The sequence below is a fragment of the Streptomyces longispororuber genome, assembly GCF_024448165.1.
GTDB lineage: Bacteria > Actinomycetota > Actinomycetes > Streptomycetales > Streptomycetaceae > Streptomyces > Streptomyces longispororuber_A.
In genome coordinates this window covers 1-24423 of record NZ_JAMOLN010000168.1, presented here as the reverse complement: position 1 = coordinate 24423, position 24423 = coordinate 1, and the positions used below count along the sequence as shown (strand labels likewise).

Genomic DNA, 24423 nt, shown 5'->3' with positions numbered 1-24423 from the left:
GGGTGGGGCGGCGCTGACCCGGGCGTATGTGGAGCAGGATCTGCACGAGATCTACGAGGGCGAAGTCCGCTATGCGCGGGACGCGTTCGAGGGTCTGCGGTTGATGGACGCGTTGATCGCGGTCAAGCGCGGCGTGCCCGGCGCCACCCTCCCCGAACTCAAGCAACGCCGCGTACCCAAGCGGGAGTTGGTCCTCGAAGAGCCGCAGGACGTCGGCCGTTCGGACGTCGCCGTCGACAATCCGGTCCCCGAGCCGCCGTTCTGGGGCACCCGCGTCATCAAGGGCATCCAGCTCAAGGAGTACGCCTCCTGGCTCGACGAGGCCGCGCTGTTCAAGGGCCAGTGGGGGCTCAAGGGCGACACCATCGAGAGCGAGGGCAGGCCGCGGCTGCGCATGTGGCTCGACCGGCTGCGCACGGAGAACCTGCTGGAAGCGGCCGTGGTCCACGGCTACTTCCCCTGTGTGTCCAAGGGCGACGACCTGATCATCCTGGACGACGTGGGCAATGAGCGGACCCGGTTCACCTTCCCCCGCCAGCGCCGCGGCCGCCGCCTCTGCCTGGCCGACTTCTTCCGCCCCGAGGAGTCGGGGGAGACCGACGTGGTCGGCCTCCAGGTCGTCACGATGGGGTCGCGGGTCGGCGAGGCGACCGCCGAGCTGTTCGCGTCCGACTCCTACCGCGACTACCTCGAACTGCACGGCCTGTCCGTCCAGTTGGCCGAGGCGCTCGCCGAGTACTGGCACGCCCGCGTCCGCACCGAACTCGGCATCGCCGGCAGCGATCCGGCCGCGATGGACGGCATGTTCCGCACCGAGTACCAGGGCTGCCGCTACTCGCTCGGCTACCCGGCCTGCCCCGACCTGGAGGACCGCGCGAAGATCGCCGAGCTGCTCCGGCCGGAGCGGATCGGCGTCCAGCTCAGCGAGGAGTTCCAGCTCCACCCCGAGCAGTCCACCGACGCGATCGTGATCCACCACCCCGAGGCGAGCTACTTCAACGCGGGAGGCCGTGCATGACGACGTTCTCCTTCGAGTTCTTCCCGCCCAGGACGGCCAAGGGCGAGCAGTCCCTGTGGCAGGCCGTCCGCCGAATCGAACCGCTCGCCCCCGACTTCGTGTCCGTCACCTACGGCGCCGGTGGCTCCTCGCGCGAGCGCACCATCGACGTCACCAAGCGGATCGTGGCCGAGACGACGCTGCGCCCCGTGGCGCACCTGACGGCCGTCGGCCACTCGGTCGCCGAACTGCGCCGCATCATCGGTCAGTACGCGGACGCCGGGGTGCGCGACGTCCTCGTCCTGCGCGGCGACCCGCCCGGCGACCCCAAGGGGCCGTGGACCGCGCACCCGGACGGCTACACCCACGCCTATCAACTCGTCGAACTGGTGAGGTCGTTGGGGGAGTTCACCATCGGCGTCGCGGCCTTCCCCGAGAAGCACCCGCGATCCCCGGACTGGGACAGCGACATCCGGCACTTCGTGGCCAAGTGCCGCGCGGGCGCCGACTACGCCATCACCCAGATGTTCTTCGACGTGGAGGACTACCTGCGGCTGCGCGACCGGCTCGCCGCCGCCGGCTGCACGACCCCGGTCATCCCGGAGATCATGCCGGCCACCGACGCCCGCCAGATCCGGCGGTTCGCCGAACTCTCCGACGCCGCCTTCCCCGAGGACCTGGCCCACCGCCTCGAAGCCGCCCGCGAACGGCCCGACGACGCGTACCGGATCGGTGTCGACCACGCCACCGCCATGGCGGAGCGACTGCTCGCCGAAGGCGCCCCCGGCCTGCACTACATCACGCTCAACAGGTCCACCGCGGCCCTGGACATCCACCGCAACGTACTGAACAGCTCAAGGAGCCTTCATGTCAGCTGAGTTCACCGACTTCAAGGTCGCCGATCTCTCCCTCGCCGAGTTCGGCCGCAAGGAGATCACGCTCGCCGAGCACGAGATGCCCGGGCTGATGTCGATCCGCAAGGAGTACGCCGCCGCCCAGCCGCTGGCCGGCGCCCGGATCACCGGCTCCCTCCACATGACGGTGCAGACGGCCGTCCTCATCGAGACGCTCGTCGCGCTGGGCGCCGAGGTCCGCTGGGTCTCCTGCAACATCTTCTCCACCCAGGACCACGCCGCCGCGGCCATCGCCGCCGCCGGGATTCCCGTCTTCGCCTGGAAGGGCGAGACCCTGGAGGAGTACTGGTGGTGCACCGAGCAGGCGCTGACCTGGCCCGGCCAGACCGGCCCGAACATGATCCTCGACGACGGCGGTGACGCCACCCTCCTCGTCCACCTGGGCGTCGAGCGGCAGAAGACCGGCAAGCTGCCCGAGGCGTCCAACGAGGAAATGGCCGTCGTCCGCGCCCTGTTGGAGAACAGCACGCTCGACTGGACCGCCATCGCCGCCGAGATCCGCGGTGTGACGGAGGAGACCACGACCGGTGTCCACCGCCTGTACGAGATGCAGCGCGACGGCTCCCTCCTCTTCCCCGCGATCAATGTGAACGACGCGGTGACGAAGTCGAAGTTCGACAACAAGTACGGCTGCCGGCACTCGCTGATCGACGGCATCAACCGCGCCACGGACGTCCTGATCGGCGGCAAGACCGCCGTCGTCTTCGGCTACGGCGACGTGGGCAAGGGCTGTGCGGAGTCGCTGCGCGGCCAGGGCGCGCGGGTGATCGTCACCGAGATCGACCCGATCTGCGCGCTGCAGGCGGCGATGGACGGCTACCAGGTGGCGACGCTGGACGAGGTCGTCGACAAGGCGGACATCTTCGTCACGACGACCGGCAACAAGGACATCATCATGGCCTCGGACATGGCCAGGATGAAGCACCAGGCGATCGTCGGGAACATCGGTCACTTCGACAACGAGATCGACATGGCCGGTCTCGCGCAGATCGACGGCATCGTCAAGGACGAGGTGAAGCCGCAGGTCCACACGTGGACGTTCCCGGACGGCAAGGTCCTGATCGTGCTGTCGGAGGGCCGTCTGCTGAACCTGGGCAACGCGACGGGCCACCCGTCGTTCGTGATGTCCAACAGCTTCGCGGACCAGACGCTGGCCCAGATCGAGCTGTTCACCAAGCAGTCCGAGTACCCGGTGGGCGTCTACACCCTGCCCAAGCACCTGGACGAGAAGGTCGCCCGCCTGCACCTGGACTCGCTCGGCGTGAAGCTCACGACGCTCCGCCCCGAGCAGGCCGCGTACATCGGCGTCGAGGTCGACGGTCCGTACAAGCCGGACCACTACCGCTACTGACCCGGAACACGGAACACGGAACACGTGACCGCCGGGGCGCGCTGCCCCGGCGGTCACGTCCGTGCGGTGGCGGGCCGTTACAGCGCCGCCTCCAGCGCACGGCAGGTCTCGTAGTCCGGCAGGATGCCCGCTGCCAGCGCCTGCGCCAGGGTGGGCGCCGCGACGTCACGGTCGGACATCACCGGTTCCACGCCGTTCAGCGCGAGCGGCAGCGCCAGTTCCGGGTCCAGCGGGGAGACGGCGAGCTCGTTCTCCGCCACGTACGGCCCGGACATGAGGTAGACCATCGTGGTGTCGTCCTCCAGCGCGACGAAGGCATGGCCCACGCCGACCGGCAGGTACGTCGACCGGAAGCTTCCCGCCCCGAGCTCGACCGTGTCCCAGGTGCCGAAGGTGGGCGACCCCACCCGCAGGTCGACGACGAAGTCCAGCGCCCGGCCGCGCCCGCAGTACACGTGCTTGGCCATGCCAGGCGGCGTCGCCGTGAAGTGCACGCCGCGCACCACGCCGCGGGCCGACTCGCTCTGGCAGGTCTGGACGACGGGGAACGCGTGCCCGGTCGTCTCCGTGAACCGCGGCTGCTGGAACGTGGTCACGAACAGGCCCCGCCGGTCGGGAAAGACCTCCGGCGTGAACGCGTGGGCGCCCTCGATGGCGAGTTCCGTCATGGTCACCCGGCTCACTCGCCCCACTTCATGTAGATGACCGGCGGCTCGCGGCCGGGCAGCTGGCGCAGCGGACCGCAGTCCAGACCGAAGACCTCCCGCAGCGCGGTCGTCTCACCGGGCCACTTCGGGTGGGCCAGCTCGTCGAACGCGAGGATGCTCCCCTTGGTCAGGTGCGGGCGGATCGCCTCCAGGAGCTCCTTCGTCGGCTGGTGGAGGTCCAGGTCGAAGTAGGCCAGCGCGATGATGGTCTCCGGATTGTCCGCCAGGTACTGCGGAACGGTCTCGCGCACGTCGCCCTGGACGACGAAGGAGCGCTGCGTGTGCCCGAACGGCTCGGACGCCTCGTGCGCCGCCAGCACCTCGCGCAGGTGGTCGACCTCGTTCTCCGGCACCGCGAAACGGCCGGCGACCGCACTGGTGCTGACCTTGTCCACGTCCTTGATGTCGTCCGGGAACCCGGTGAACGTGTCGAAGCCGATGATGCGGCGCAGCGAGTTGTACGGCTCGTAGATGCTGCGCAGCGCCGTCAGCGTGGCCAGGTGGCGGCCGTGCAGCACGCCGAACTCCATGACGACGCCCGGGACCTCGGGCAGCATCCGGTACAGCGCGTCCATGGAGAGCAGGTCGGCGAGCTGGTGGCGGCGCAGATAGACGGGCAGGTTGTCGATCAGGTACTGGGGCGGGATGGGGGTGTCGACGAGAAGCTTCGTGAGCCGCTCACGCGCGTCGCGTTCCTGGTCCGACTCGTGGGGGACGATGTGCGGATCGGTGAATCCGTCCTTGGCCATGAGAAGGCTGTTCCTTTCGCCGGTGGGTCAGAAAAGCCGGAGCGTGTGCACGGCGATGCCGGTGTCCCCCGGGCGAGTTGGGGGTGATCGCTCCGTCGTACCGTCCCACGGGGCGGTACGACGGAACAGCCGCGTCAGTCGCGGATCGATCCGTTCTCCAGGCACACTGTGCGCCCGGTGAACCGCCGCTCCAGCATCCGGTCGTGCGAGACGACGACCAGCGCTCCCCGGTAGTGCGACAGGGCCTCTTCGAGGTCCTCCACCAGCGCCGGCGACAGGTGGTTCGTCGGCTCGTCGAGCACCAGCAGGTCGGCGGGCTCGTGCAGCAGCCGGGCCAGGGCCAGCCGCCTGCGCTGGCCGACGGAGAGCCCGGCCACCGACGTCGCCAGGTCCGACGGCCGGAACAGCCCCAGGCCGAGCAGCGCCCCGCGGTGCCCCTCGACGTCGCCGGGCAGGCCCGCCTGGAACGCGTCGAGGAGACTGGCGTCCGGGTCGGTGACCGTCGTCTCCTGCGGCAGCCAGCCGGTGCGCGCCGGACGGGCGGCGGTGCCCCGGTCCGGCTCCAGATCACCGACCAGCACCCGCAACAGGGTCGACTTCCCCGCCCCGTTGGGCCCGGTGATCAGGACGCGCTCGCCCGGACCCACCTCGAAGTCCGGTACGTGCAGCCGCCCGGCCACCTCGACCCGGTGCAGCCCGGCGGCCACCGGGGTGCCCGTCGCCGCGTCACCGCCCTGGATGCGGGCCGCGAAGCGCATCGGCCGGGGCGGGCGGGGGACCGGGTTCTCCTCCAGGCGGCGCAGTCGCTCCTTCGCGTTGCGCACCCGCGCGGAGATCTGCTTCTCCACGCTGCGCTGGTGCCGGCCGTTGGTCCGGTCGGCGTTGGCCCGCGGCCCGGCCGCCGCGTGGCTCGCCGCGGCCCGCGTCAGTTCGCGCTGCCTGGCCAGGTCCTCCTGCCACTCCTGGTGCTGCTGCTCCAGGCGCAGCCGCAGCGCGGCCTTCGCCTTGAGGTAGCCGGAGTAGCCGCCGCCGTGCCGGTGCACCGTGCGCCGCTCGCCGTCCACGTCCCACAGCGCGGTGGCCACCCGCTCCAGGAAGACCCGGTCGTGGGAGATGACGAGGATGCTGCCGCGGTGGGCGCGCAGATGCTCCTCCAGCCATTCCAGGGCGGCCCGGTCCAGATGGTTCGTGGGCTCGTCGAGCAGCATCAACTGGGGCGCGGCCGCCAGGACGCAGGCCAGGCCGAGGCGGGCCTGCTCCCCGCCCGACAGGCTGCCGAGCCGCCGCGTGGTGTCCACGGCCGCCAGACCGAGGCCGTGCATCGCGGCCTGCACCCGGGCGTCGGCCGCGTAGCCGTCCCGCGCCTCGAACGCCTCCGTGAGGTCGCCGTACTCGGCGAGCAGGTCCGCCAGTTCGTCGTCGGACGCCTCGGCCATGGCCGCCTCGCAGCGGCGCAACGCGCGCTCCAGGGCGCGCAGTTCCGCCAGGGCGTGGTCGATGGCGTCCCGCACCGTGTCGTCGGGCGCCAGCTCGGGGGTCTGCGGCAGATAGCCGGTGCCGCCCGGCGCCCGCACCAGGACCCGGCCGTCGTCGGGCTTGTCGACCCCCGCGATCAGCCGCAGGAGGGTCGTCTTGCCCGATCCGTTCTCCCCGATGACGCCGATGCGCTCACCGAGGGCGACGGACTGGTGCACCCCGTCAAGGAGCCGGCGGGTGCCGCGGGAATGCCCGACGTCGTCCAGGACCACCTGGAACGCAGCGGAGTTCGCCGTCGAGTGGACAGCCGTATTCGTGAAAGAGGAGTCATGCATGGATTCGCACGCCGTTTCGTCCGTAGGTCCGCAGAAGTCGACCGGAGCGGGCACACTGCTCGAACGGGAGGGAGGCAGGCTTGAGCCGCAGTGGAGCACCACTTGAGGACCACTGGAGGATCGCCGGAAGACCGCTGGAGAAGCGGTACGGCCGTGCCTGGGAACGCCCGGAGCAGAACTGCCCGTGGGACGGCGTCAGATGTAGTAGTAGCCTGCGGCGGCGAAAGTGAGAATCACACAAAAGACCTTAGCAGAGCCTTTTGCGCAGGTGAGGCGAGTGGCCGCTGGGAATCGGACAAGATCCGGTGGTTTTCGGCTGTTGTCGGCGGCACTTCTCGGGAATCGACGGCTGTGGTTAGTGTCTGCGAATACGCCGTAGCACCGAAAAGAGTACTCAGTCATGCCCCGTCACCACATCGCGATGGTCGGCAGCCCCATCGTCAGCCACGTTCTGCCCGGCATCGAGGTCATCCGTGAACTCGTCGCGCGAGGACACCGGGTGACGTACGCCGCCGACCCCGTCGTCGCCGACCTGATCACCGCCACCGGTGCCGAATTCGTCCCCGTCACCACCACCCTGCCCGTCGCCGACAACAACTGGCCGACGGACCCGATCGCGGCGATGACCCTCTTCCTCGACGACGCGGTGCAGACGCTCACCCAGCTGCACGCGCACTACGACGAGGACCCCGCCGACCTCTACCTGTACGACATCGGGTCGTACGCGGGCCGGGCGCTCGCCGAGTCGCAGGGCCGCCCCCTCGTCCAGCTCTCCCCGACGTTCGTCGCGTGGAAGGGCTACCAGGAGCAGGTAGGCGACCAGCTGATGAAGCTGCCGGGTGCGGACGCGTACCGGGAGAAGTTCGCGTCCTGGCTGGCCGGGAACGGGGCGACCACCCTGGACGTCGACGCGTTCAGCGGGATGCCCGCCCGCACCGTCGCCCTGATCACGAAGGCCATGCAGCCCAACGCCGACCAGGTCGACACCGACGTGGTGACCTTCGTCGGCCCGTGCCTGGGGGACCGCTCCGACCAGGGCGGCTGGACCCGCCCCGCCGACGCGGAGAACGTGCTGCTGGTCTCCCTCGGCTCCGCCTACACCCACCAGGTGGAGTTCTACCGCCAGTGCCTGGCCGCCTTCGGCGACCTGGCGGGCTGGCACGTCGTCCTCCAGATCGGCAAGCAGACCGACGCCGCGGAACTGGGCGATGTCCCAGCGAACGTCGAGGTGCACAACTGGGTGCCGCAGCTGGCGATCCTGGAGCAGGCCGACGCCTTCGTCACCCACGCCGGGATGGGCGGGAGCAGCGAAGGGCTCTACACGGGCGTGCCGATGATCGCCGTACCGCAGGGCGCCGAGCAGTTCGGCAACGCCGACCAACTCGTCGCGCTCGGAGTGGCCCGGCGCATCGACACCGCCGACGCCACCGCCGACGCGCTGCGCACCGCGCTCCTGGAGCTCACCGGCGACCCGGAGGTCCGCCGCCGCTCCGCCGAGCTGCGCGCCGAACTGCTCGCCGAGGGCGGGACCCGGCGGGCCGCCGACCTCGTCGAGAGCGCCCTGGGCTAGCGGGCCGGCGGGAGAGCGGGGGAGAGGCTCGTGGACCGGGTCCGGATGGGCGTCCTGGGCTGCGCGGACATCGCCTGGCGGCGGATGCTCCCCGCGCTCACCGCCCACCCCTCGGTCGAGGTCGTGGCGGTCGGCAGCCGGGATCCGGCCAAGGCCGCCGCGTTCACCGGGCGATTCGGCGGCGAACCGGTGACCGGGTACGAGGCCGTCCTCGACCGGTCCGACGTGGACGCCGTCTACGTCCCGCTGCCGCCCTCCCTCACCGCCGACTGGACCCGGCGCGCCCTGCGGCAGGACAAGCACGTCCTGTCCGAGAAACCGCTGACGGGCAGCGCCCGGGAGGCGGCGGGGCTGCGGGACCTCGCCCGGGCCCGCGGCCGCGTGCTGTTCGAGAACTACATGTTCCTGTGCCACCCCCAGCACCGGCTGGTCGACGACCTGCTCGCCGCCGGACGGATCGGCCGGCTCCGGTCCCTGACCGCCGAGTTCACCATCCCCGGCAAACCGGCCGACGACATCCGCCACCGCCCCGACCTCGACGGCGGCGCGCTCACCGGCATCGGCGGCTACCCCCTGCGCACCGCCCTGCGCTACCTCGGACCCGGCCTCGACGTGGTCGGCGCGCTCCTCCGGCCTGATCCGCACACCGGCGTCGACACCGACGGGGCAGCGCTGCTCACGGCGGCCGACGGCACGCCGGCCCAGGTCGCCTTCGGCCTGCGGCACGCCTACCGCGGCCGATACGAGCTCACCGGCTCCGAGGGACACATCACCGTGCCCCGCGCCTATACGCCGCCCGCGGACCACCCCGCCGTGATCCACCTCGAACGGGACGGCGTCCGCGAGGAGTTGACCGTGCCCCCGCACGACCAGTTCCGCTCCGTGGTGACGGACTTCGTCGAGGGCATCCGCTCGGGCGCCCCGGCCCGGTCAACCCTCGCGGGTGAGGCGTTGGTGGAGCAGGCCCGGCTGGTCGAGGCCGTCCGCGCCGCCGCCCGGCGCGGGCGCTGACGCGGTCGCTACAACGTCGTCCACGGCCCGGCGCAGCGGCACCTCGGGCCGCCACCCCGTCACGTCGCGGAACAGCGAGGAGTCGACGTCCAGGTCACGGAAGTCGCCGGTCTCCGCGTACGCGGGCGGCTCCACCGACAGCACCGGTACGGGCGGGCCCCCGGTGTGCCGGGCGGCGCTGTCGGCGATGGCCCGGAACAGGTCGCCGAGCGCGACGGCGTGGCCGCCCACCGCGCAGGCGCGGCCGTCGAGGTCCGCCGCGTGGTCGAGCGCGAGGGCGAAGGCACGGGCGGCGTCGGCCACGTCGAGGAACTCCCGCCGCACGCTGCCGTCGTGCCACAGGGTGAGCGTCTCGCCGGCCAGGGCCCGGCGGGCCATCGCGGGCGCCACCCCCGCCTCGCTGCCGACCGTGGTGGGCAGCCGCAGCGCGAGACCGCGGACGGCGCCCCGGGCCGTGGCGTCGAGCAACAGCCGCTCGGCCGCCGCCTTGTGCCGGGCGTAGGCGCTGCGCTGCGGGCCGCCGCCGTCCGCCGCCTGGTTGGTGCTGGCCAGCAGCACGACCGGGCCGGGCCCGCCGCCGGGCGGCGCCGCGCAGGCCGCGAGCACGTCCCGCACCAGGCCCACGTTCACCCGCTCCGCCGCGGGGTCCGACGCGGCGGACCGCCACGCACCGCGGCCCGTCATGTGGGCGACCAGATGGATCACCGCGTCGGCGCCGTCGACCGCGGCGGCGACGGCCCCCTCCTCGGTGAGATCGGCCCGCACCACCTCGGTGACCGCCCGGCCGCCCGCCGGCGCGGCGAACGGGCCGCGGGCCACCGCCCGCAGCCGGATCCGCCGGCGGGACAGCTCCCGCAGCACGGCGGAACCGATGTACCCGGAGGCACCCAGGACGACGACCAGCGGTCGGCGGGACGCGTCCCGCCCGGCGCCGGGGGACAGGGGACCGGTCATGGCACTTGCCTCTCTTCATGTCGGGTGGCCCGCACGGCGCGTGGCCTTGGTGGTGCGTGTCGCTCAAGACGCGCTCGGCTGCGGGTCCAGCGTGGGCCGCTGTCCGTGTTCAGGGCCGGGGCGGCGCGGCACAATCGGCCACTGTTCGTCAATTGCCTGGATCTTTGGGGGAGTTGTTCATGCGTGTGCTCATCGCGGCCTTCGCGCACACCTCGCACTTCCATGGCTTCGTGCCGCTCGCGGGGGCCCTGCGTGCCGCGGGGCACGACGTGCGGGTGGCCAGCCAGCCCGGTTTCGCCGACGCGATCACCGGGGCCGGACTGACCGCCGTGCCGGTCGGCGACGACCACCGGCTGCTCGAAGCGATGCAGGAGAAGGGCGCGGAGCTGCAGAAGTACTCCGCCGACATCGACCTGTCCCGCCCCGAGGACTTCGACTGGGACTACCTGTTCAACCTGTACGACCTGTCCGTGCCCTACTTCTACTCGGTGATCAACGACGAGTCGTTCGTCCGGGACCTCGTCGCCTTCGCCCGCGCGTGGCAGCCGGACCTGGTGCTGTGGGAGCCGTACACGTTCGCCGGGGCGATCGCCGCCCGGGCCTGCGGCGCCGCCCACGCCCGGGTGCTCAGCGCCAGCGACCTGAACGCCCACTTCCGCCAGGAGTTCGTGAAGGCGCTCGCCGAACGGCCCGCGGGGCAGCGCCCCGACCCGCTGCGCGACTGGCTGACCGAGGCCGCCGGACGCCACGGGGTGGCGTACGACGAGGAGCTGGTGGTCGGCCAGTTCTCGGTCGACATGCTGCCGGAGCGCTTCCGGCTCGACCTGGGGCTGCCGGCCGAGGGCCTGCGGTACCTGCCGTACAACGGCCGGGCCGTCGTGCCCGACTGGCTGAAGGAGCCGGGGCCGCGGCGCCGGGTGTGCGTGACCACCGGGTCGACCGGGAGCGGCTTCACCGCCGACCCGGAGGTCTTCCACCGCTATCTGACGGTCCTCGCCGAGGTCGACGCCGAACTCGTCGTCACCGCCGACGCCGCCGCCCTGGCGAAGGCCGGGCCGCTGCCGGAGAACGTCCGGGTCGTCGACTTCGCCCCGATGGACGTGCTCCTGGAGGGCTGCTCCGCCGTCGTCCACCACGGCGGCAACGGCACCTGGTCCACGGCCCTCTACCACGGGGTGCCGCAGATCATGGTGCCGTACCTGTGGGACACCGTCCTGCGCGCGCAGCAGACGGCCGCCGCGGGCGCGGGCCTGCACCTGAAGGAGGGCGAGGTGAGCGCCGAGGAGCTCCGCGACGCCGTGGCCCGGGTGCTCGCCGACCCCTCGTTCCTCGACCGGGCCCGCGCACTGCGCGCCGAGGCCCGCGCCGAGCGCAACCCCCAGGACGTGGCCTCCGCCCTGGCGGAGCGCGTCGCGGCCCGCTGAGGCCCGCGCGGCGCGGTCACCTTCCGGTGGCCGCGCCCAGCAGGCCCCGGTGCGCCTCCCAGCCGTCGGCGATGTCCTGCTCCATCTGGTTCAGGCGGGCCGTCACGGCCTGGTCGAAACCGTCGAGGAAGTACTCGTCGCCGGGCCGCGGCTCGATGTGCGGATGACGCTCGACGAACTCGCGGACCACGTCGTGCAGGCTCTTGGACGGCGTGACGCGCCCCGCGATGTAGCGGTCCGCGCCCGCCAGTTCGGGGAACCCCGACTCGCGGTACAGGTAGACGTCGCCCAGCAGGTCGACCTGCACCGCGACCTGCGCGTGCGCGGCGCCCCGCATGGTCTGCGGTGTGATCCGCAGCAGCCTGGTGTCCACTCCGCTGCGCAGGCTCTCCAGGGCGTACCCCAGATCGATGTGCAGTGCGGGGGTGCGCTCCTTCGCGTACGCGGTGAAGTCCCGCAGCGCGTCCCGCAGTTGGGCGCGCTCGGCCTCGGCGAGCGCGCCGTCCGCACGGCCGCTGTAGTCCTCGCGGACCGTCACGAAGTCCAGGGGCCGGCCGGGGGCGTGCTCGTTCAGGTCGGCCACGAAGTCCACCAGGTCCATGAGCCGGTCGGCCCGCCCCGGCAGGATGATGTAGTTGAGGCCGAGCCGCACCGGGGCCTCGCGCCGCTCCCGCTGGGCCATGAACGCCCCAAGGTTGGCGCTGACCCGCCCGAAGGCGCGCGGCTTCGTCGTGGTGGCCTCGTACTCCGTGTCGTTCAGGCCGTACAGCGAGGTGCGGATCGCGTGCAGCGACCACAGGCCCGGCTGGCGCTCCAGGGTGCGGTCGGTGAGCGCGAACGCGTTGGTGTAGAGCGTCATGTCGAGCCCGCGTGCCCCGCCGCGCGCCGCCAGTTCACCGAGGCCGGGGTTGGTCAGCGGTTCGAGGCCGCCGGAGAAGTACACCGTGGACGGCTGGGTGTCGGGCACCTCGTCGATGACGGAGGCGAACATGGCGTTGCCGGCGTCCAGTACCGAGGCGTCGTAGCGGGCGCCGGTGACGCGGACGCAGAAGTGGCAGCGGAACATGCAGGTCGGCCCCGGGTAGAGGCCGACGCTGTAGGGGAACGCCGGGCGTCCGTGCACCACCGCGTCGAGCGCGCCCGTCCGTTCCAGCGGCAGGATGGTGTTGGTCCAGTACTTCCCCTCCGGGCCCCGCTCGACGGCCGTGCCGAGTTCGGGGACGCGGTGGAAGTGGCCGAGCAGGGTCGCGAAGGCCGCCCGGTCCACGCCCAGCAGGTGCCGGGCCTGCTCCAGGGTGGTGAACGGATGGGAGCCGTAGCGCACGGCCAGGTCGACGAGGTGCTCGGCGCGCTCCCGCGCTCCCTCTCCGGTGTCGCCGATCTCGGCGAGGCGGGAGCGCAGGGCGCGGATCGCCGCGGCGCGGTCGCCGCCGGGACGTGCCACGTCTTCGATCGCCTGCGCGGGCGTGACCGCTTGGGCGGTGTCCACGAGAACTGTTACCTCCGGGTCGGACGTCGGACCGATGGCGCTCATGCGGGCACTGCCTGCGCCCACATCGCCTCGATCTGCTCGCCGCGCTCGGCGGCGAGCCGGATGATGCTGCACACCCGGCGGATGTCCTCGGAGGACACCGAGGGGCCGGTGGGCAGCGCGAGCACCTGCTCGGACAGGCGCTCGGTGTGCTCGAGCCGGAGCGGGGGATCGGTCCGGTAGGCGGGCATCAGGTGGCAGGGCGGCGAGAAGTACAGCCGCGGGAAGACCTTCTCGGCCTCCAGCAGCCTGCGCAGCCGGTCGCGGTGCAGACCGGTGACGGCACGGTCGGTGCGCAGGATCAGGTACTGGTGGTTGTTGCGCTCGTGCTCGTCGAAGGCCAGCACCTCGGTGCCGGGGACGTCACGCAGCTCCGAGGCGTAGAGGGCGTGGTTCTCCCGGTTGCGCGCACGGGTCCCCTCGAAGGCGTCGAGCGAGGTGAGGCCCATGGCGGCGGAAGCCTCGCTCATCTTGGCGTTCATGCCGACGGAGGTCACCGACCCGGTCCGGTCGACGCCGAAGTTGCGCAGGGCCACCAGCCGTTCGGCGAGCTCGCCGTCGTCGGTGGTCACCGCCCCGCCCTCGAACGCCATGACCGTCTTGGTGGCGTGCAGGCTGAACACCTCGGCGTCGCCGAAGCCGCCGACGGGCCGGTCGCCGGCGGTGCAGCCGAAGGCGTGCGCGGCGTCGAAGAACAGCTTCACCCCGTGCTCGGCGGCCAGCTTCTCCAGCTCGATGACCGGGGCCGTCCGGCCCCACAGGTGGACGCCGAGCACGGCGCCGGTGTCGGGGGTGATGAGCTCCGCGACCCGCGCCGGGTCGAGGCAGCCGGTGACCGGGTCGACGTCGCAGAACACCGGCTCAAGACCCACCCAGGCCGCCGCGTGCGGCGTCGCCGCGAACGTCAGCGACGGCATGATGACCCGGCCGGTCACCCCCGAGGCCCGCAGCACCAGTTGGAGCGCCGCGGTGGCGTTGCACGTGGCGACGCAGTACCGCACGCCGGCCAGGTCGGCGATGCGGCCCTCCAGCTCCGTGGTCAGCGGGCCGCCGTTGGTCAGCCAGTCGTTGTCCAGGGCCCATTCGAGGCGGGCCAGGAACCGTGCCCGGTCGCCGACGGTGGGCATGCCCACCATGAGCGGGCGCAGGAAGGCCTCCGGGCCGCCGAAGAGCGCGAGATCGGTGAGGGCACGCTTCACGGGGTCACCGCCAGTGGACGGGCAGTTCGAGCGGACCCCGCATGAAGACATGACGCCACGTCAGCTCGCCGCTGTCGACGGCGAGTTCCAGTGACGGGAAGCGCTTGAGGAGCACGTCGAAGAAGACCTCGGCCTCCGCCCGCGCCAGCGCGGCGCCCAGGCAGTAGTGGATGCCGTGGCCGAAGGTGAGGTGGCTGCCGTCGTTGCGGTCGACCCGGAAGGACTGCGGGTCGGGGAACCGGGCCGGATCGCGGTTGGCCGCCGCCATGTTGATCAGGACCGTGCTCTGCGCGTCGATGGACTGCCCGCCGATCTCGACGGGCTCCAGGGTGTGCCGGCTCGTCATCTCGATGGGCGCCATGTAGCGCAGGATCTCCTCGACGGTGGACCCCAGCAGGCCCTCGTCCGCGCGCAGCCGGGCCAGCTGGTCCGGGTGGTCGAGGAGCAGGAACGACCCGGTGCCCAGCACGTTGACCGTGGTCTCGATGCCGGCCACGAGCAGCAGGAACGCCGTGGAGATCAGCTCGTCCTCGGACAGCCGGTCCCCGGAGTCGCGCAGCTCGACCAGGGCCGACAGCAGGTCGTCGCCCGGCTCGTCGCGGCGCCGCCGGATCAGCGAGCGGATGCACTCGAAGAGGCTGCGGTACGAGACGGCGTTGCGCTCGGCGAACTCCGGGTTGCTCTCGACGACGTGCTGCGACCAGGTCTGGAAGTCGGTGCGGTCCTCCTCGGGCACGCCGAGCAGTTCGCACATGACGGTCAGCGGGAGCGGGCGGGCGAGCGCGGCCACCAGGTCGCCGCCGCCGGTGGCGGCGAACTTCTCCACCAGGTCATCGGCTATCTCCCGGATCCGCGGCCGCAGCGCGTTGATGCGCCGCATCGTGAACTCCCGGGAGACCAGCTTGCGCAGCCGGCCGTGGTCCGGCTCGTCGCTGCGGAACATGTTCCGCTGGAAGTACTCGACCAGGTCGGCCGGGATGCCGGTGGCCGCCGACAGGTCGACGTCCGACTGCTTCGTCGGGTCGTTGCTCAGCCGGTCGTCGCTCAGGGCCGCGCGCACGTCGTCGTAGCGGTTCACGAGCCAGACGGACGAGCCGTCGTAGAAGCGCACCTTGGTGACGGGACGCTGTTCGAGGATGTCCCGGTACGTCGCGTACTGGTCGGTGTGGAAGAGCTCGCTGCTCAGGTCGAGGACCTCGGGCAGGTGCGGCTGGTTCATGGTGTCCTTTCACCGGTCAGGGGCTCGGAGTGCCCGGGTGCCGGGTGGGGCGTGTCGGATCCTCGGGAGGCCGCCCGCGGGCGGCTCCAGCGGCGCATGGCGGGCAGCTCGACGCCGGTGTGCAGCAGCCAGGCGGCGCCCCAGCAGACGAAGAACAGCACGACCGCCATGCCGGTGAGCGTGGGCAGACCCGGCCGGACGTCGTCCGGCAGCGCGGCGAAGAAGGCCGTCAGGATCATGTGGTGCACGAGGTAGAAGGCGAAGGAGAGTTCACCGAGGCGCACCAGGCGCGGACGGCGGGCCAGGGACGGCAGGTTCTCCCGGTCGCGCCGGGCGGCCGTGGCGATGAGCACGGCCAGCGGGACGACGGTGGCGCTCGACATCGCCCACAGGTGGGGCAGTTCGGTGACCATCGTGGTGATCCCGGCCACCGCGTAGCCGGCCACGCACAGGGCGGCGGCGAGCTTGACGCTGAGCAGCGGCCACATCCCCTCGCGGACGAGGAGCGCGAGCACGATGCCGAGCGCGAACTCCAGGAGCCGTACGGGAGGCGCCGTGTAGACCAGCCAGAACTGCGTCAGGGTCCAGCCCGCCAGCGGCATGGGCTCCCCGGGCAGCAGCTTGGCCAGGTGCGGTACGGCCATGACCAGGGCCACCAGGATCCCCGCGGCCGGCCACAGCCGCTGCCGCGGCAGCCGGCGCAGCCCCTGGTACAGGAACGGGAACAGCAGGTAGAAGAAGAGCTCGCAGGCGAGCGTCCACGAGATCGGGTTGACCGTGGCGGTGAGGATCATGTCCGGCCACCAGGCCTGGACGAGCAGCAGGGCGGCGGCGGTCGTCGACGTGGTCACGACGGCACCGGTCACCCAGGCCAGGACCAGACCGGCCGACCAGGTCACGACGTGGCTCGGATAGATCTTCACCACGCGGCGCCGCCAGAAGCGCCGCACCGTGTCGCCCGGCCGGGCCGCGTACGTCAGGACGAAACCGCTCAGCACGAAGAAGAAGGAGACGCCGACCGGACCGGCCGGCAGCAGGAAGTACGCCACGTCGTGCGAGACGGAGTCCGTCTGCGGATTGAACTGGCTGAGCGCATGGCAGAGGAACACCAGAAACGCGGCGAAGAACCTCAGCCCGGTGAGCGAAGGCAGCCGTTCGGCCGGAACTCCCCGGCCGTCGGGCGCCTCGGCAGAGGTAAGCGTGTGGGCTTTTTGCGCGGGTAGCAAGGCTCACCGACCCTTCAATTGGTTGCCGCTGTCCAGGAGTTGCCGTCGCCGTTCGCGACCGGCCGAAATCGGTTCCGGGCATATCCTCGCGCACGTCAGTTGAGCTCAACTACAGGGCAGCTTGAGGATTGATGTCCGGTCGCTGGGATTCGTATGGGCAATCACCTTGTTGACCGCTGTGACCTGCGAAGTCTCGAAATTGCGGCAGGTTTGTGAAGCAAAGACTTCTTGGCCGGTGAGGTGGGCTGGTGTACGTTCAACTGACCGCTGATAAACGGTAGTAGAGCGTTTATGACGCACGGGGTTGATTGATATTTCCGTGAGGCGCGCACCCCGTCGGCCAGGTCTTGCGGAGGCCCACTCCCTGGTAATGCGCGGAAGACTAGGAGTCAGGTGTGAACGGCAGTCCCCGGCACGGTAAGAACCATTCCGCAGCTGTTGAAGGGGCAGCCAGGCCGTGGGTCCTGTCGGGCGCCGACGACGGCATGCTGCGGGCCTGGGCGGGCCGGCTGGCCGACCACCTCCGCGCACATCCGGACCTCGGCGTCGACGCGTTCGGCGCCGCGCTCGCCCGCCACGACCGGCGCCTGCCGCACCGGGCCGTGCTCGTCGGCGCCACCCGCGCGGAACTCCTCGACGCCCTGGCCGCCGTCGCCGACGGCAGCCCGCACCCCGCGGTCGCGCGCGGAGCGGCCGACGCCCCCGCGCCCGTCACCTTCGTCTACCCGGGCCAGGGCTCCCAGTGGCCCGGCATGGCGCGCGAACTCGTCGACGAGTCACCGGTGTTCGCCGACGCGATCGCCCGCTGCGCCGAGGTCTTCGCCGCCGAGTCCGGCTGGTCGCTGACCGAGGCCCTGAGCGGGTCGGGGGACACCGCCGCCGCCCCCGGCGGCACCCCCAGGGTCGAGGTCGTGCAGCCCGCCCTCTACGCGGTGAGCGCCGCCCTCACCGAACTGTGGCGCTCCTTCGGCGTCCGGCCCGACGCCGTCGTCGGCCACAGCATGGGCGACCTCGCCGCCGCCCACGCCGCGGGCAGCGTGGACCTCGCCGACGGCGCCCGCGCGGTGGCGCAGTGGAGCAAGGAACTCATGCCGCTCGTCGGCAACGGGGACATGGCGTCGATCGCCCTGCCCGCCGACGCGATCGCACCGCGCCTCGCCTCCTGGGGCCCGGATCTCGTCCTGGCCGGGATCAACGGCCCCCGCTCCGTGCTGCTCGCCGGGGCGACCGCCCCGATCGAGCGCTGCGTGGCGGAGCTGACCGCCGAAGGCGTCCGCGCCCAGGTGATCGGCGTCGCGATGGCCGCGCACTCCCCGCAGATGGACGACGTCGTGGGCGGACTGCGCGCCGCCCTCGGCTGGTTCGCACCGGGCGAGGGCGGCGTCCCCTTCTACTCCAGCCTCACCGGCACCGCCGTCGACACCCGCGAACTGACCGCGGACTACTGGTGCGAGAACTTCCGCAACCGGGTCCTGTTCGAGCGCTCGGTGCGGACCTGCGCCGCCGACCGGGCGGGCGTCTTCGTCGAGGTGAGCCCGCACCCCGTCCTCGCGGCCGCCGTCCGGCAGACCCTCGACGCGGCCGGCGCGGAACACGCCGTCCTGCCCACGCTGCTGCGCGGCCAGGGCGGGCTGCGGCGCTTCCTGACCGCGGCGGCGGAGGCGTACGCCCACGGCGTGGAGGTCGACTGGACGGCCGCCTTCCCCGGCGTCGACGACGACCTGGCCGCCGCGCTGCCCGACCCGCCGGCCGCGGGAACGGACCCCGCCGCACCGTCCGCGGGCTCCGGCCGGCCGGGGCTCTTCCCGCCGGACGCGCCCGAGCACGAGATACGGCAGCGGCTGGCCCGCCTCGTCGACGCGGAGACCGCCGCCGTGACCGGCGCGCCCACCGGAGCCGGCACACAGCCCGCGGACCGCAGCCGGACCTTCGCCGAACTCGGCCTCGACTCCGTCCTCGCGGTGCAGCTGCGCGGCCGGCTCGCGGCGGCCGTCGGCCAGGACATCGCGATCGCCACCCTCTTCGACCACCCCACCCCGCACGCCCTCACCGACGCGCTGTACGACCTGCTGCGCCCGCGCGCACAGCACCCCGCACCGGATGCCGGGCCCGACCGGCACGAGGGGGAACCGGGCGCAGGACCCACGCCGGACGAACCCGTCGCGGTCGTCGCCATGGCCGTGCGGCTGCCCGGCGGCGTACGCACCCCCGAGCAGTTCTGGGAGCTGCTCTCGGACGGCCGGGACGCCGTGGCGGGCCTGCCCACGAACCGCGGCTGGGACCTGGAGGCGCTCGCCCATCCGGACCCCACCCGGCCGGGCACGGTGCGCCAGCGGTCCGGCGGATTCCTGCACGACGCCACCGACTTCGACCCGGAGTTCTTCGGCATCTCGCCCCGCGAGGCCCTCGCCATGGACCCGCAGCAGCGGCTCCTCCTGGAAGTCAGCTGGGAGGCCGTCGAACGCGCCGGTCTCTCCCCCGAGTCGGTGCGCGGCACCCGCACCGGGGTGTTCACCGGCGTCATCGCCCAGGAGTACGGACCCCGCATGGCCGACGGCGGCGCGGACGTCGGCGGCTACCTCGTGACCGGCACCACCACCAGCGTCGCCTCCGGGCGCATCGCCTACACCCTGGGCCTGGAGGGCCCGGCCGTCACCGTCGACACGGCCTGCTCGTCCTCGCTCGTGGCCCTCCAGCTCGCCTGCCGCTCCCTGCGCGCGGGGGAGACGGACCTGGCCATCGCCGGCGGCGCGACCGTGATGCCGACGCCCGGCATGCTCGTCGACTTCAGCCGGCTCGGCGCGCTCGCCCCCGACGGCCGCTGCAAGGCGTTCTCCGCCGACGCCGACGGCTTCGGGATGGCCGAGGGCGCCGGCGTGCTCCTGCTGGAACGGCTCTCCGACGCCCGGCGCCTCGGCCACCCCGTCGTGGGCCTGATCCGCGCCGTGGCCGTCAACCAGGACGGCGCGAGCAACGGCCTCTCCGCGCCCAACGGCCGCGCCCAGGCCCGGGTGATCCGGCAGGCGCTCGCCGAGGCCGGACTCGCCCCGGCCGACGTCGACGCCGTCGAGGCGCACGGCACCGGCACCCGGCTCGGCGACCCGATCGAGGCCCGCGCCGTCATCGAGACGTACGGCACCGACCGGCCCGCCGGCCGGCCGCTGTGGCTGGGCTCGGTGAAGTCCAACATCGGGCACACCCAGGCCGCCGCCGGCGTCACCGGCGTCATCAAGATGCTGCTCGCGATGCGCCACGGCACCCTCCCGCCGACCCTGCACGCCGACCGCCCCGCCACCGAGGTCGACTGGTCGCAGGGCGACGTACGCCTGCCCACCGAACCCATGGCCTGGCCCGCGGGACCCGGCCCCCGCCGGGCCGGCGTCTCGTCGTTCGGCATCAGCGGCACCAATGCCCACGCCATCGTCGAGGCGGCCCCGGAGCAGGAACCGGCCGCCCGCACGGCGGACGACGCCCCCGGCGGCCCCGCCGCAGTGGTGCCGTGGACCGTGTCGGCGCACAGCGCGACCGCACTGCGCACCCAGGCCGGCCGCCTCGCCGCGCACCTGCGCGCCCACCCCGAACTCACCGCGGCCGACGTGGCGTTCTCGCTGGCCACCACCCGGGCGGCGGCCCGCCACCGCGCCGCGTTCGTACCGGCGGGACCCGCCGACGCGCTCACCGCGCTCGACGCGCTGGCCGACGGCGCACCGCTGGACGCCGCCGTGGCCGCGGCCCGGCCGCAGTCCTCGCCCGTCTTCGTCTTCCCCGGCCAGGGCTGGCAGTGGGCGGGCATGGCGGTCCGGCTCTACGACACCGCACCGGTCTTCGCCCGCGCCCTCGACGAGTGCGCCGCGGCCCTGGAGCCGCACCTGGACTTCCGTGTCCTGCCGTTCCTGCGCGCGGAGGCCGCCGCCGCGGACGCCCGCCCCGACACCGACCTGTCGACTGACCTGGCCACTGACCTGTCCACCGACCGCGTCGACGTGGTGCAGCCCGTCCTGTTCGCCGTGATGGTGTCCCTCGCGTCGCTGTGGCGGGCCCACGGGGTCGAACCGGCCGCCGTGATCGGGCACTCCCAGGGCGAGATCGCGGCCGCCTGCGTCGCCGGCGCCCTCTCCCTCGACGACGCGGCCCGCCTCGTGGCCGTCCGCAGCCGCGTCATCGCCCGGCTGCGCGGACACGGCGGCATGGTCGCCGTCGCCACCACCCCCGACGACCTGACCGGCCGACTCGCCGCCTACGAAGGCCGGTTGGAGACCGCCGCGCTGAACGGACCCCGCTCCGTCGTGGTGGCAGGACCCGACGACGACCTGAACCACCTCGTCGCCGCCCTGCACGCCGAGGGCGTACGGGCCAGACGCCTGCCCGTCGACTACGCCTCGCACACCGCGCACATGGACGAGGCCCGCACCGCCCTGCACGAGGAACTCGGGCGGATCGAACCGCTGCCCGGCGCCGTGCCCTTCTTCTCCACGGTGACCGGCGACTGGGCGCGGCCCGGCACGCTCGACTCCGCGTACTGGTTCCGCAACCTCCGCGAGACCGTCCGGTTCGCCCCCGCCGTACGGGCGCTCGTGGACCAGGGCCACCGCACCTTCGTCGAACTCAGCGCCCACCCGGTGCTCACCACCGCCGTCGGGGAGACCGGCGAGGCCGCGGGCGCGGACCTGACCGCGGTCGGCACCGTGCGCCGCGGCCACGGCGGTCCCGACGACTTCGCCCGCTCCCTCGGGGCGGCGTGGGCCGCGGGCGTCCCCGTCCGCTGGGACTCGGTGTTCCTCGGCGTGTCCGCGCGCCCGGTGCCGCTGCCCACCTCGCCGTTCGAGCCCGAGCGCTTCTGGTGGGAGCCCGCCCCGGACGCCGCCACCGGCCCCGGCGCGGCGGCGCGGGACGCGGCCGACGCGCTGCGCTACCGCATCGACTGGGAGCGCACCCCCGCGCCGCAGCCCTCCGCCGACGGCCCCCACGACTGGCTCGTCGTCCGCTACGACGGCGCCGCCGAAGCGCTCGCCGGGGCCGCGCGCACCGCCCTCGAAGCGGCCGGCGCGACGGTGACGGACCTCGTGCTCGACGCCGCCCTGGACCGGGCGGATCTGACGCGGACCCTGCGCGACGCCGCCGGGGGCGCGGACCGCGTCGGCGTGCTGTCCCTGCTCGCCGCCGACGAGCGCGGCGCGGACATCGGCACCCCGCTCGGCCTGCCGTCGCTCGGCGACACCGTCGTCCTCGCCCAGGCGTTCACCGACTCGGGCCTCGACGGCTCCCTGTGGTGCCTCACCGAGGACGTCCAGGTCACCCCGGCCGACGAGCGCCCCGGCGACCCCGCGCGGGAGGCCCTGTGGGGTCTGGGACGGGTCGTCGCGCTGGAACACCCCGATCTGTGGGGCGGGTTGGTCGACGTGCCCGCCGGATCCACCACCGAGATCGTCCGCTCGCTCGCCGGCGTCCTGACCGGCGGGAGCGGCGAGGACCAGGTCGCCCTGCGGGACCAGGAGGTGTTCGTACGCCGCTGGAAGCGGGCCGCACCCACCGCGCCCGCCACCGCGCCGGGCACCTGGCGGCCCACCGGCACGGCCCTGGTCACCGGCGGAACCGGCGGCATCGGCCGGCACGTCGCCCGCTGGCTCGCCCGCCACGGCGCCCCGCACATCGTCCTCGTCAGCCGCAGCGGACCCGACGCCCCGGGAACCGGCGAACTGGCCGAAGAGATACGCGCGTCCGGATCCGAGGTGACCGTCGCGGCCTGCGACATCACCGACCGCGAAGCACTGCGCTCGCTGCTCGCCGGCCTGCCCGACGACCAGCCGCTCACCTCCGTGTTCCACACCGCGGCCACCCTGGACGACGGCACCCTCGACACCCTGACCGGCCACCGCATCGAACAGGCCGGCCGCGCCAAGACCCTCGGCGCCCAGAACCTGCACGAGCTGACCGCCGACGCGCCGCTGACCGCGTTCGTCCTGTTCTCCTCGTTCGCCTCCGCGTTCGGCGCACCGGGCCTCGGCGGCTACGCCCCCGGCAACGCCTACCTCGACGGCCTGGCCAGGCAGCGGCGCGCCGCCGGGCTGCCCGCGACGTCGGTGGCCTGGGGCACCTGGGCCGGCAGCGGCATGGCGGAGGGCCCCGTCGCGGAACGCTTCCGCCGGCACGGCGTCGTGGAGATGGCCCCCGACGAGGCCCTCGACGCCCTGCAGACCGCCCTGGACCGGGCCGAGGTCTGCCCGATGATCATCGGGGTCGAGTGGGAACCCTTCCTGCTCGCGTACACCGCACAGCGGCCCACCCGGCTGTTCGACGCGCTGCCCGATGCCCGGGCGGCGGGGGAGGCCGTGCGCCGGGCCCACAACGGGGCCGGGACCCCGCTCGGCGGCGGCCTGGCCGACCTGCCCGCCGCCGACCGCGGCCGGGCCCTCCTCGACCTGGTGCGACAGCACGCCGCGGCGGTCCTCGGACACCGGGACGCGGACCGGATCGAACCCGAACGGGCCTTCCGCGAGCTCCACTTCGACTCGCTGGCCTCGGTGGAACTGCGCAACCGGCTCACCGCCGCCACCGGCCTGCGGCTGCCCGCGACCCTCGTCTACGACCACCCGCACCCCCGCGCCGTCGCGGCCTTCCTCGAAACCGAACTCTTCGGCGGGACCGCACCCGAGCAGGACGCGGGCACGGGGTCCGCAGGCGGTCCCGTACGGAGTGCGGAGAGCGCCGACGACCCGGTGGTGATCGTGGGGATGGGCTGCCGGTTCCCCGGCGGCATCAACTCCCCTTCCGAGCTGTGGGAGTTCCTCTCCGCGGACGGCGACGCCTCGGGCGTGGCGCCGGACGACCGGGGCTGGGAACGGCGCGGCGCACCGGGCACCGGAGCGGACCGCCCCATGGGCAACTTCCTGGACGCGGCGGGGGACTTCGACCCGGCGTTCTTCGGGATCTCGCCGCGCGAGGCCCTCGCCATGGACCCGCAGCAGCGCCAGGTCCTGGAGGTCACCTGGGAGGCGTTCGAGCAGGCGGGCATCCTGCCGGAGACCCTGCGCGGCAGCGACACCGGGGTGTTCGTCGGCATGTCGCACCAGGGATACGCGACCGGACCGGTCGAGGGCCGGGACGAGGTCGCGGGCTACCTGCTCACCGGCACCACCGCCAGCGTCACCTCCGGCCGCGTCGCGTACGCACTGGGGCTCGAAGGCCCGGCGCTGACGGTGGACACGGCGTGCTCGTCGTCGCTGGTGGCATTGCATCTGGCGGCGCGTTCGCTGCGGGACGGCGAGTCGTCGCTCGCGGTCGCCGGTGGTGTGTCGGTCATGGCGGGCCCGGACGTGTTCACCGAGTTCTCGCGACAGGGCGCCCTGTCGGCCGACGGCCGCTGCAAGGCGTACTCCCAGGACGCCGACGGCTTCGGCATGGGCGAGGGCGTGGGTCTGGTGGTGCTGGAGCGGTTGTCGGACGCGCGGCGTCACGGTCACCAGGTGCTGGCCGTCTTGCGGGGGAGCGCGGTGAACCAGGACGGGGCGAGCAACGGCCTGTCCGCGCCGAGCGGCCCCGCCCAGCAGCGGGTGATCCGCGGGGCGCTGGCGGCCGCCGGTCTCGGTGCTGCGGACGTGGACGTGGTCGAGGGGCACGGGACGGGCACGTCGCTGGGCGACCCGATCGAGGCGCAGGCGCTCCTCGCCACGTACGGCAAGGACCGTGACGCTCAACGGCCTTTGTGGTTGGGGTCGTTGAAGTCGAACATCGGGCATGCGCAGGCGGCTGCGGGTGTGGCC

Annotated in this window: 15 protein-coding genes; 7 read left to right on the top strand and 8 right to left on the bottom strand. The window is 73.0% G+C overall.

Annotated elements, in window-relative coordinates; genetic code table 11:
* From M4J07_RS35250 to ahcY, 3 genes are all read left to right on the top strand, one after another.
* On the top strand, positions 1-1018 hold a 1018-nt coding region (locus M4J07_RS35250; protein ID WP_305128591.1), incomplete at its 5' end, for a vitamin B12 dependent-methionine synthase activation domain-containing protein.
* Positions 1015-1875, top strand: coding sequence for a methylenetetrahydrofolate reductase [NAD(P)H] (gene metF, locus M4J07_RS35245; protein WP_255978860.1), 861 nt, complete (start codon positions 1015-1017; stop codon positions 1873-1875). The genes M4J07_RS35250 and metF, both read left to right, overlap by 4 nt.
* Positions 1865-3262 (top strand): adenosylhomocysteinase, encoded by a 1398-nt coding sequence (gene ahcY / locus M4J07_RS35240; RefSeq protein WP_255978858.1) that lies wholly within the window; start codon positions 1865-1867, stop codon positions 3260-3262. The genes metF and ahcY overlap by 11 nt, the downstream gene beginning before the upstream one ends.
* A gap of 77 nt (positions 3263-3339) precedes the next feature.
* On the opposite strand, the gene M4J07_RS35235 is transcribed toward ahcY, so the two are convergent.
* From M4J07_RS35235 to M4J07_RS35225, 3 genes are all read right to left on the bottom strand, one after another.
* Positions 3340-3930 carry a dTDP-4-dehydrorhamnose 3,5-epimerase family protein gene (locus tag M4J07_RS35235; RefSeq protein WP_305128589.1) on the bottom strand — a complete coding sequence of 197 codons (591 nt, stop codon included), beginning with the start codon at positions 3928-3930 and terminating at the stop codon, positions 3340-3342.
* Positions 3931-3941: 11 nt separating this feature from the next.
* Positions 3942-4718, bottom strand: coding sequence for a class I SAM-dependent methyltransferase (locus M4J07_RS35230; RefSeq protein ID WP_255978856.1), 777 nt, complete (start codon positions 4716-4718; stop codon positions 3942-3944).
* A 134-nt stretch (positions 4719-4852) separates the two neighbouring features.
* Positions 4853-6529, bottom strand: a complete 1677-nt coding sequence (locus M4J07_RS35225) for a TlrC/CarA/OleB/SrmB family ABC-F type ribosomal protection protein (RefSeq protein WP_255978854.1) — start codon at positions 6527-6529, stop codon at positions 4853-4855.
* Positions 6530-6929: 400 nt separating this feature from the next.
* On the opposite strand from M4J07_RS35225, the gene M4J07_RS35220 reads away from it, so the two are divergent.
* Positions 6930-8099 (top strand): macrolide family glycosyltransferase, encoded by a 1170-nt coding sequence (locus tag M4J07_RS35220; protein ID WP_255978852.1) that lies wholly within the window; start codon positions 6930-6932, stop codon positions 8097-8099.
* A 30-nt stretch (positions 8100-8129) separates the two neighbouring features.
* Positions 8130-9110, top strand: a complete 981-nt coding sequence (locus M4J07_RS35215; RefSeq protein ID WP_255978850.1) for a Gfo/Idh/MocA family protein — start codon at positions 8130-8132, stop codon at positions 9108-9110.
* Here M4J07_RS35215 and M4J07_RS35210 read toward each other — a convergent pair.
* Positions 9030-10064 (bottom strand): NAD-dependent epimerase/dehydratase family protein, encoded by a 1035-nt coding sequence (locus tag M4J07_RS35210; protein ID WP_255978849.1) that lies wholly within the window; start codon positions 10062-10064, stop codon positions 9030-9032. The two genes, M4J07_RS35215 and M4J07_RS35210, sit on opposite strands and share 81 nt — an antisense overlap.
* Positions 10065-10243: 179 nt before the next feature.
* Between M4J07_RS35210 and M4J07_RS35205 the strand changes: the two genes are divergently transcribed.
* Positions 10244-11488 carry an activator-dependent family glycosyltransferase gene (locus M4J07_RS35205; RefSeq protein WP_255978848.1) on the top strand — a complete coding sequence of 415 codons (1245 nt, stop codon included), beginning with the start codon at positions 10244-10246 and terminating at the stop codon, positions 11486-11488.
* A gap of 16 nt (positions 11489-11504) precedes the next feature.
* Here M4J07_RS35205 and desII read toward each other — a convergent pair whose 3' ends face one another.
* The 4 genes from desII to M4J07_RS35185 are packed head-to-tail and all read right to left on the bottom strand — an operon-like array spanning position 11505 to position 16663.
* Positions 11505-13022, bottom strand: a complete 1518-nt coding sequence (desII, locus tag M4J07_RS35200) for a dTDP-4-amino-4,6-dideoxy-D-glucose ammonia-lyase (protein WP_255978847.1) — start codon at positions 13020-13022, stop codon at positions 11505-11507.
* Entirely contained in the window at positions 13019-14218 is a 1200-nt protein-coding gene (locus tag M4J07_RS35195) for a dTDP-4-dehydro-6-deoxyglucose aminotransferase (RefSeq protein ID WP_255978846.1), read from the bottom strand. The genes desII and M4J07_RS35195 overlap by 4 nt, the downstream gene beginning before the upstream one ends.
* A gap of 4 nt (positions 14219-14222) precedes the next feature.
* Complete coding sequence (locus tag M4J07_RS35190; RefSeq protein WP_255978845.1) at positions 14223-15437, bottom strand: cytochrome P450 family protein; 1215 nt, start codon at positions 15435-15437, stop codon at positions 14223-14225.
* On the bottom strand, positions 15434-16663 hold the full coding sequence (locus tag M4J07_RS35185; protein ID WP_255978844.1) for an acyltransferase family protein: 1230 nt from the start codon (positions 16661-16663) through the stop codon (positions 15434-15436). The genes M4J07_RS35190 and M4J07_RS35185 overlap by 4 nt, the downstream gene beginning before the upstream one ends.
* 395 nt (positions 16664-17058) lie before the next feature.
* On the opposite strand from M4J07_RS35185, the gene M4J07_RS35180 reads away from it, so the two are divergent.
* Positions 17059-24423 (top strand): SDR family NAD(P)-dependent oxidoreductase (locus M4J07_RS35180; protein ID WP_308284801.1); only part of this gene is annotated, 7365 nt, incomplete at its 3' end.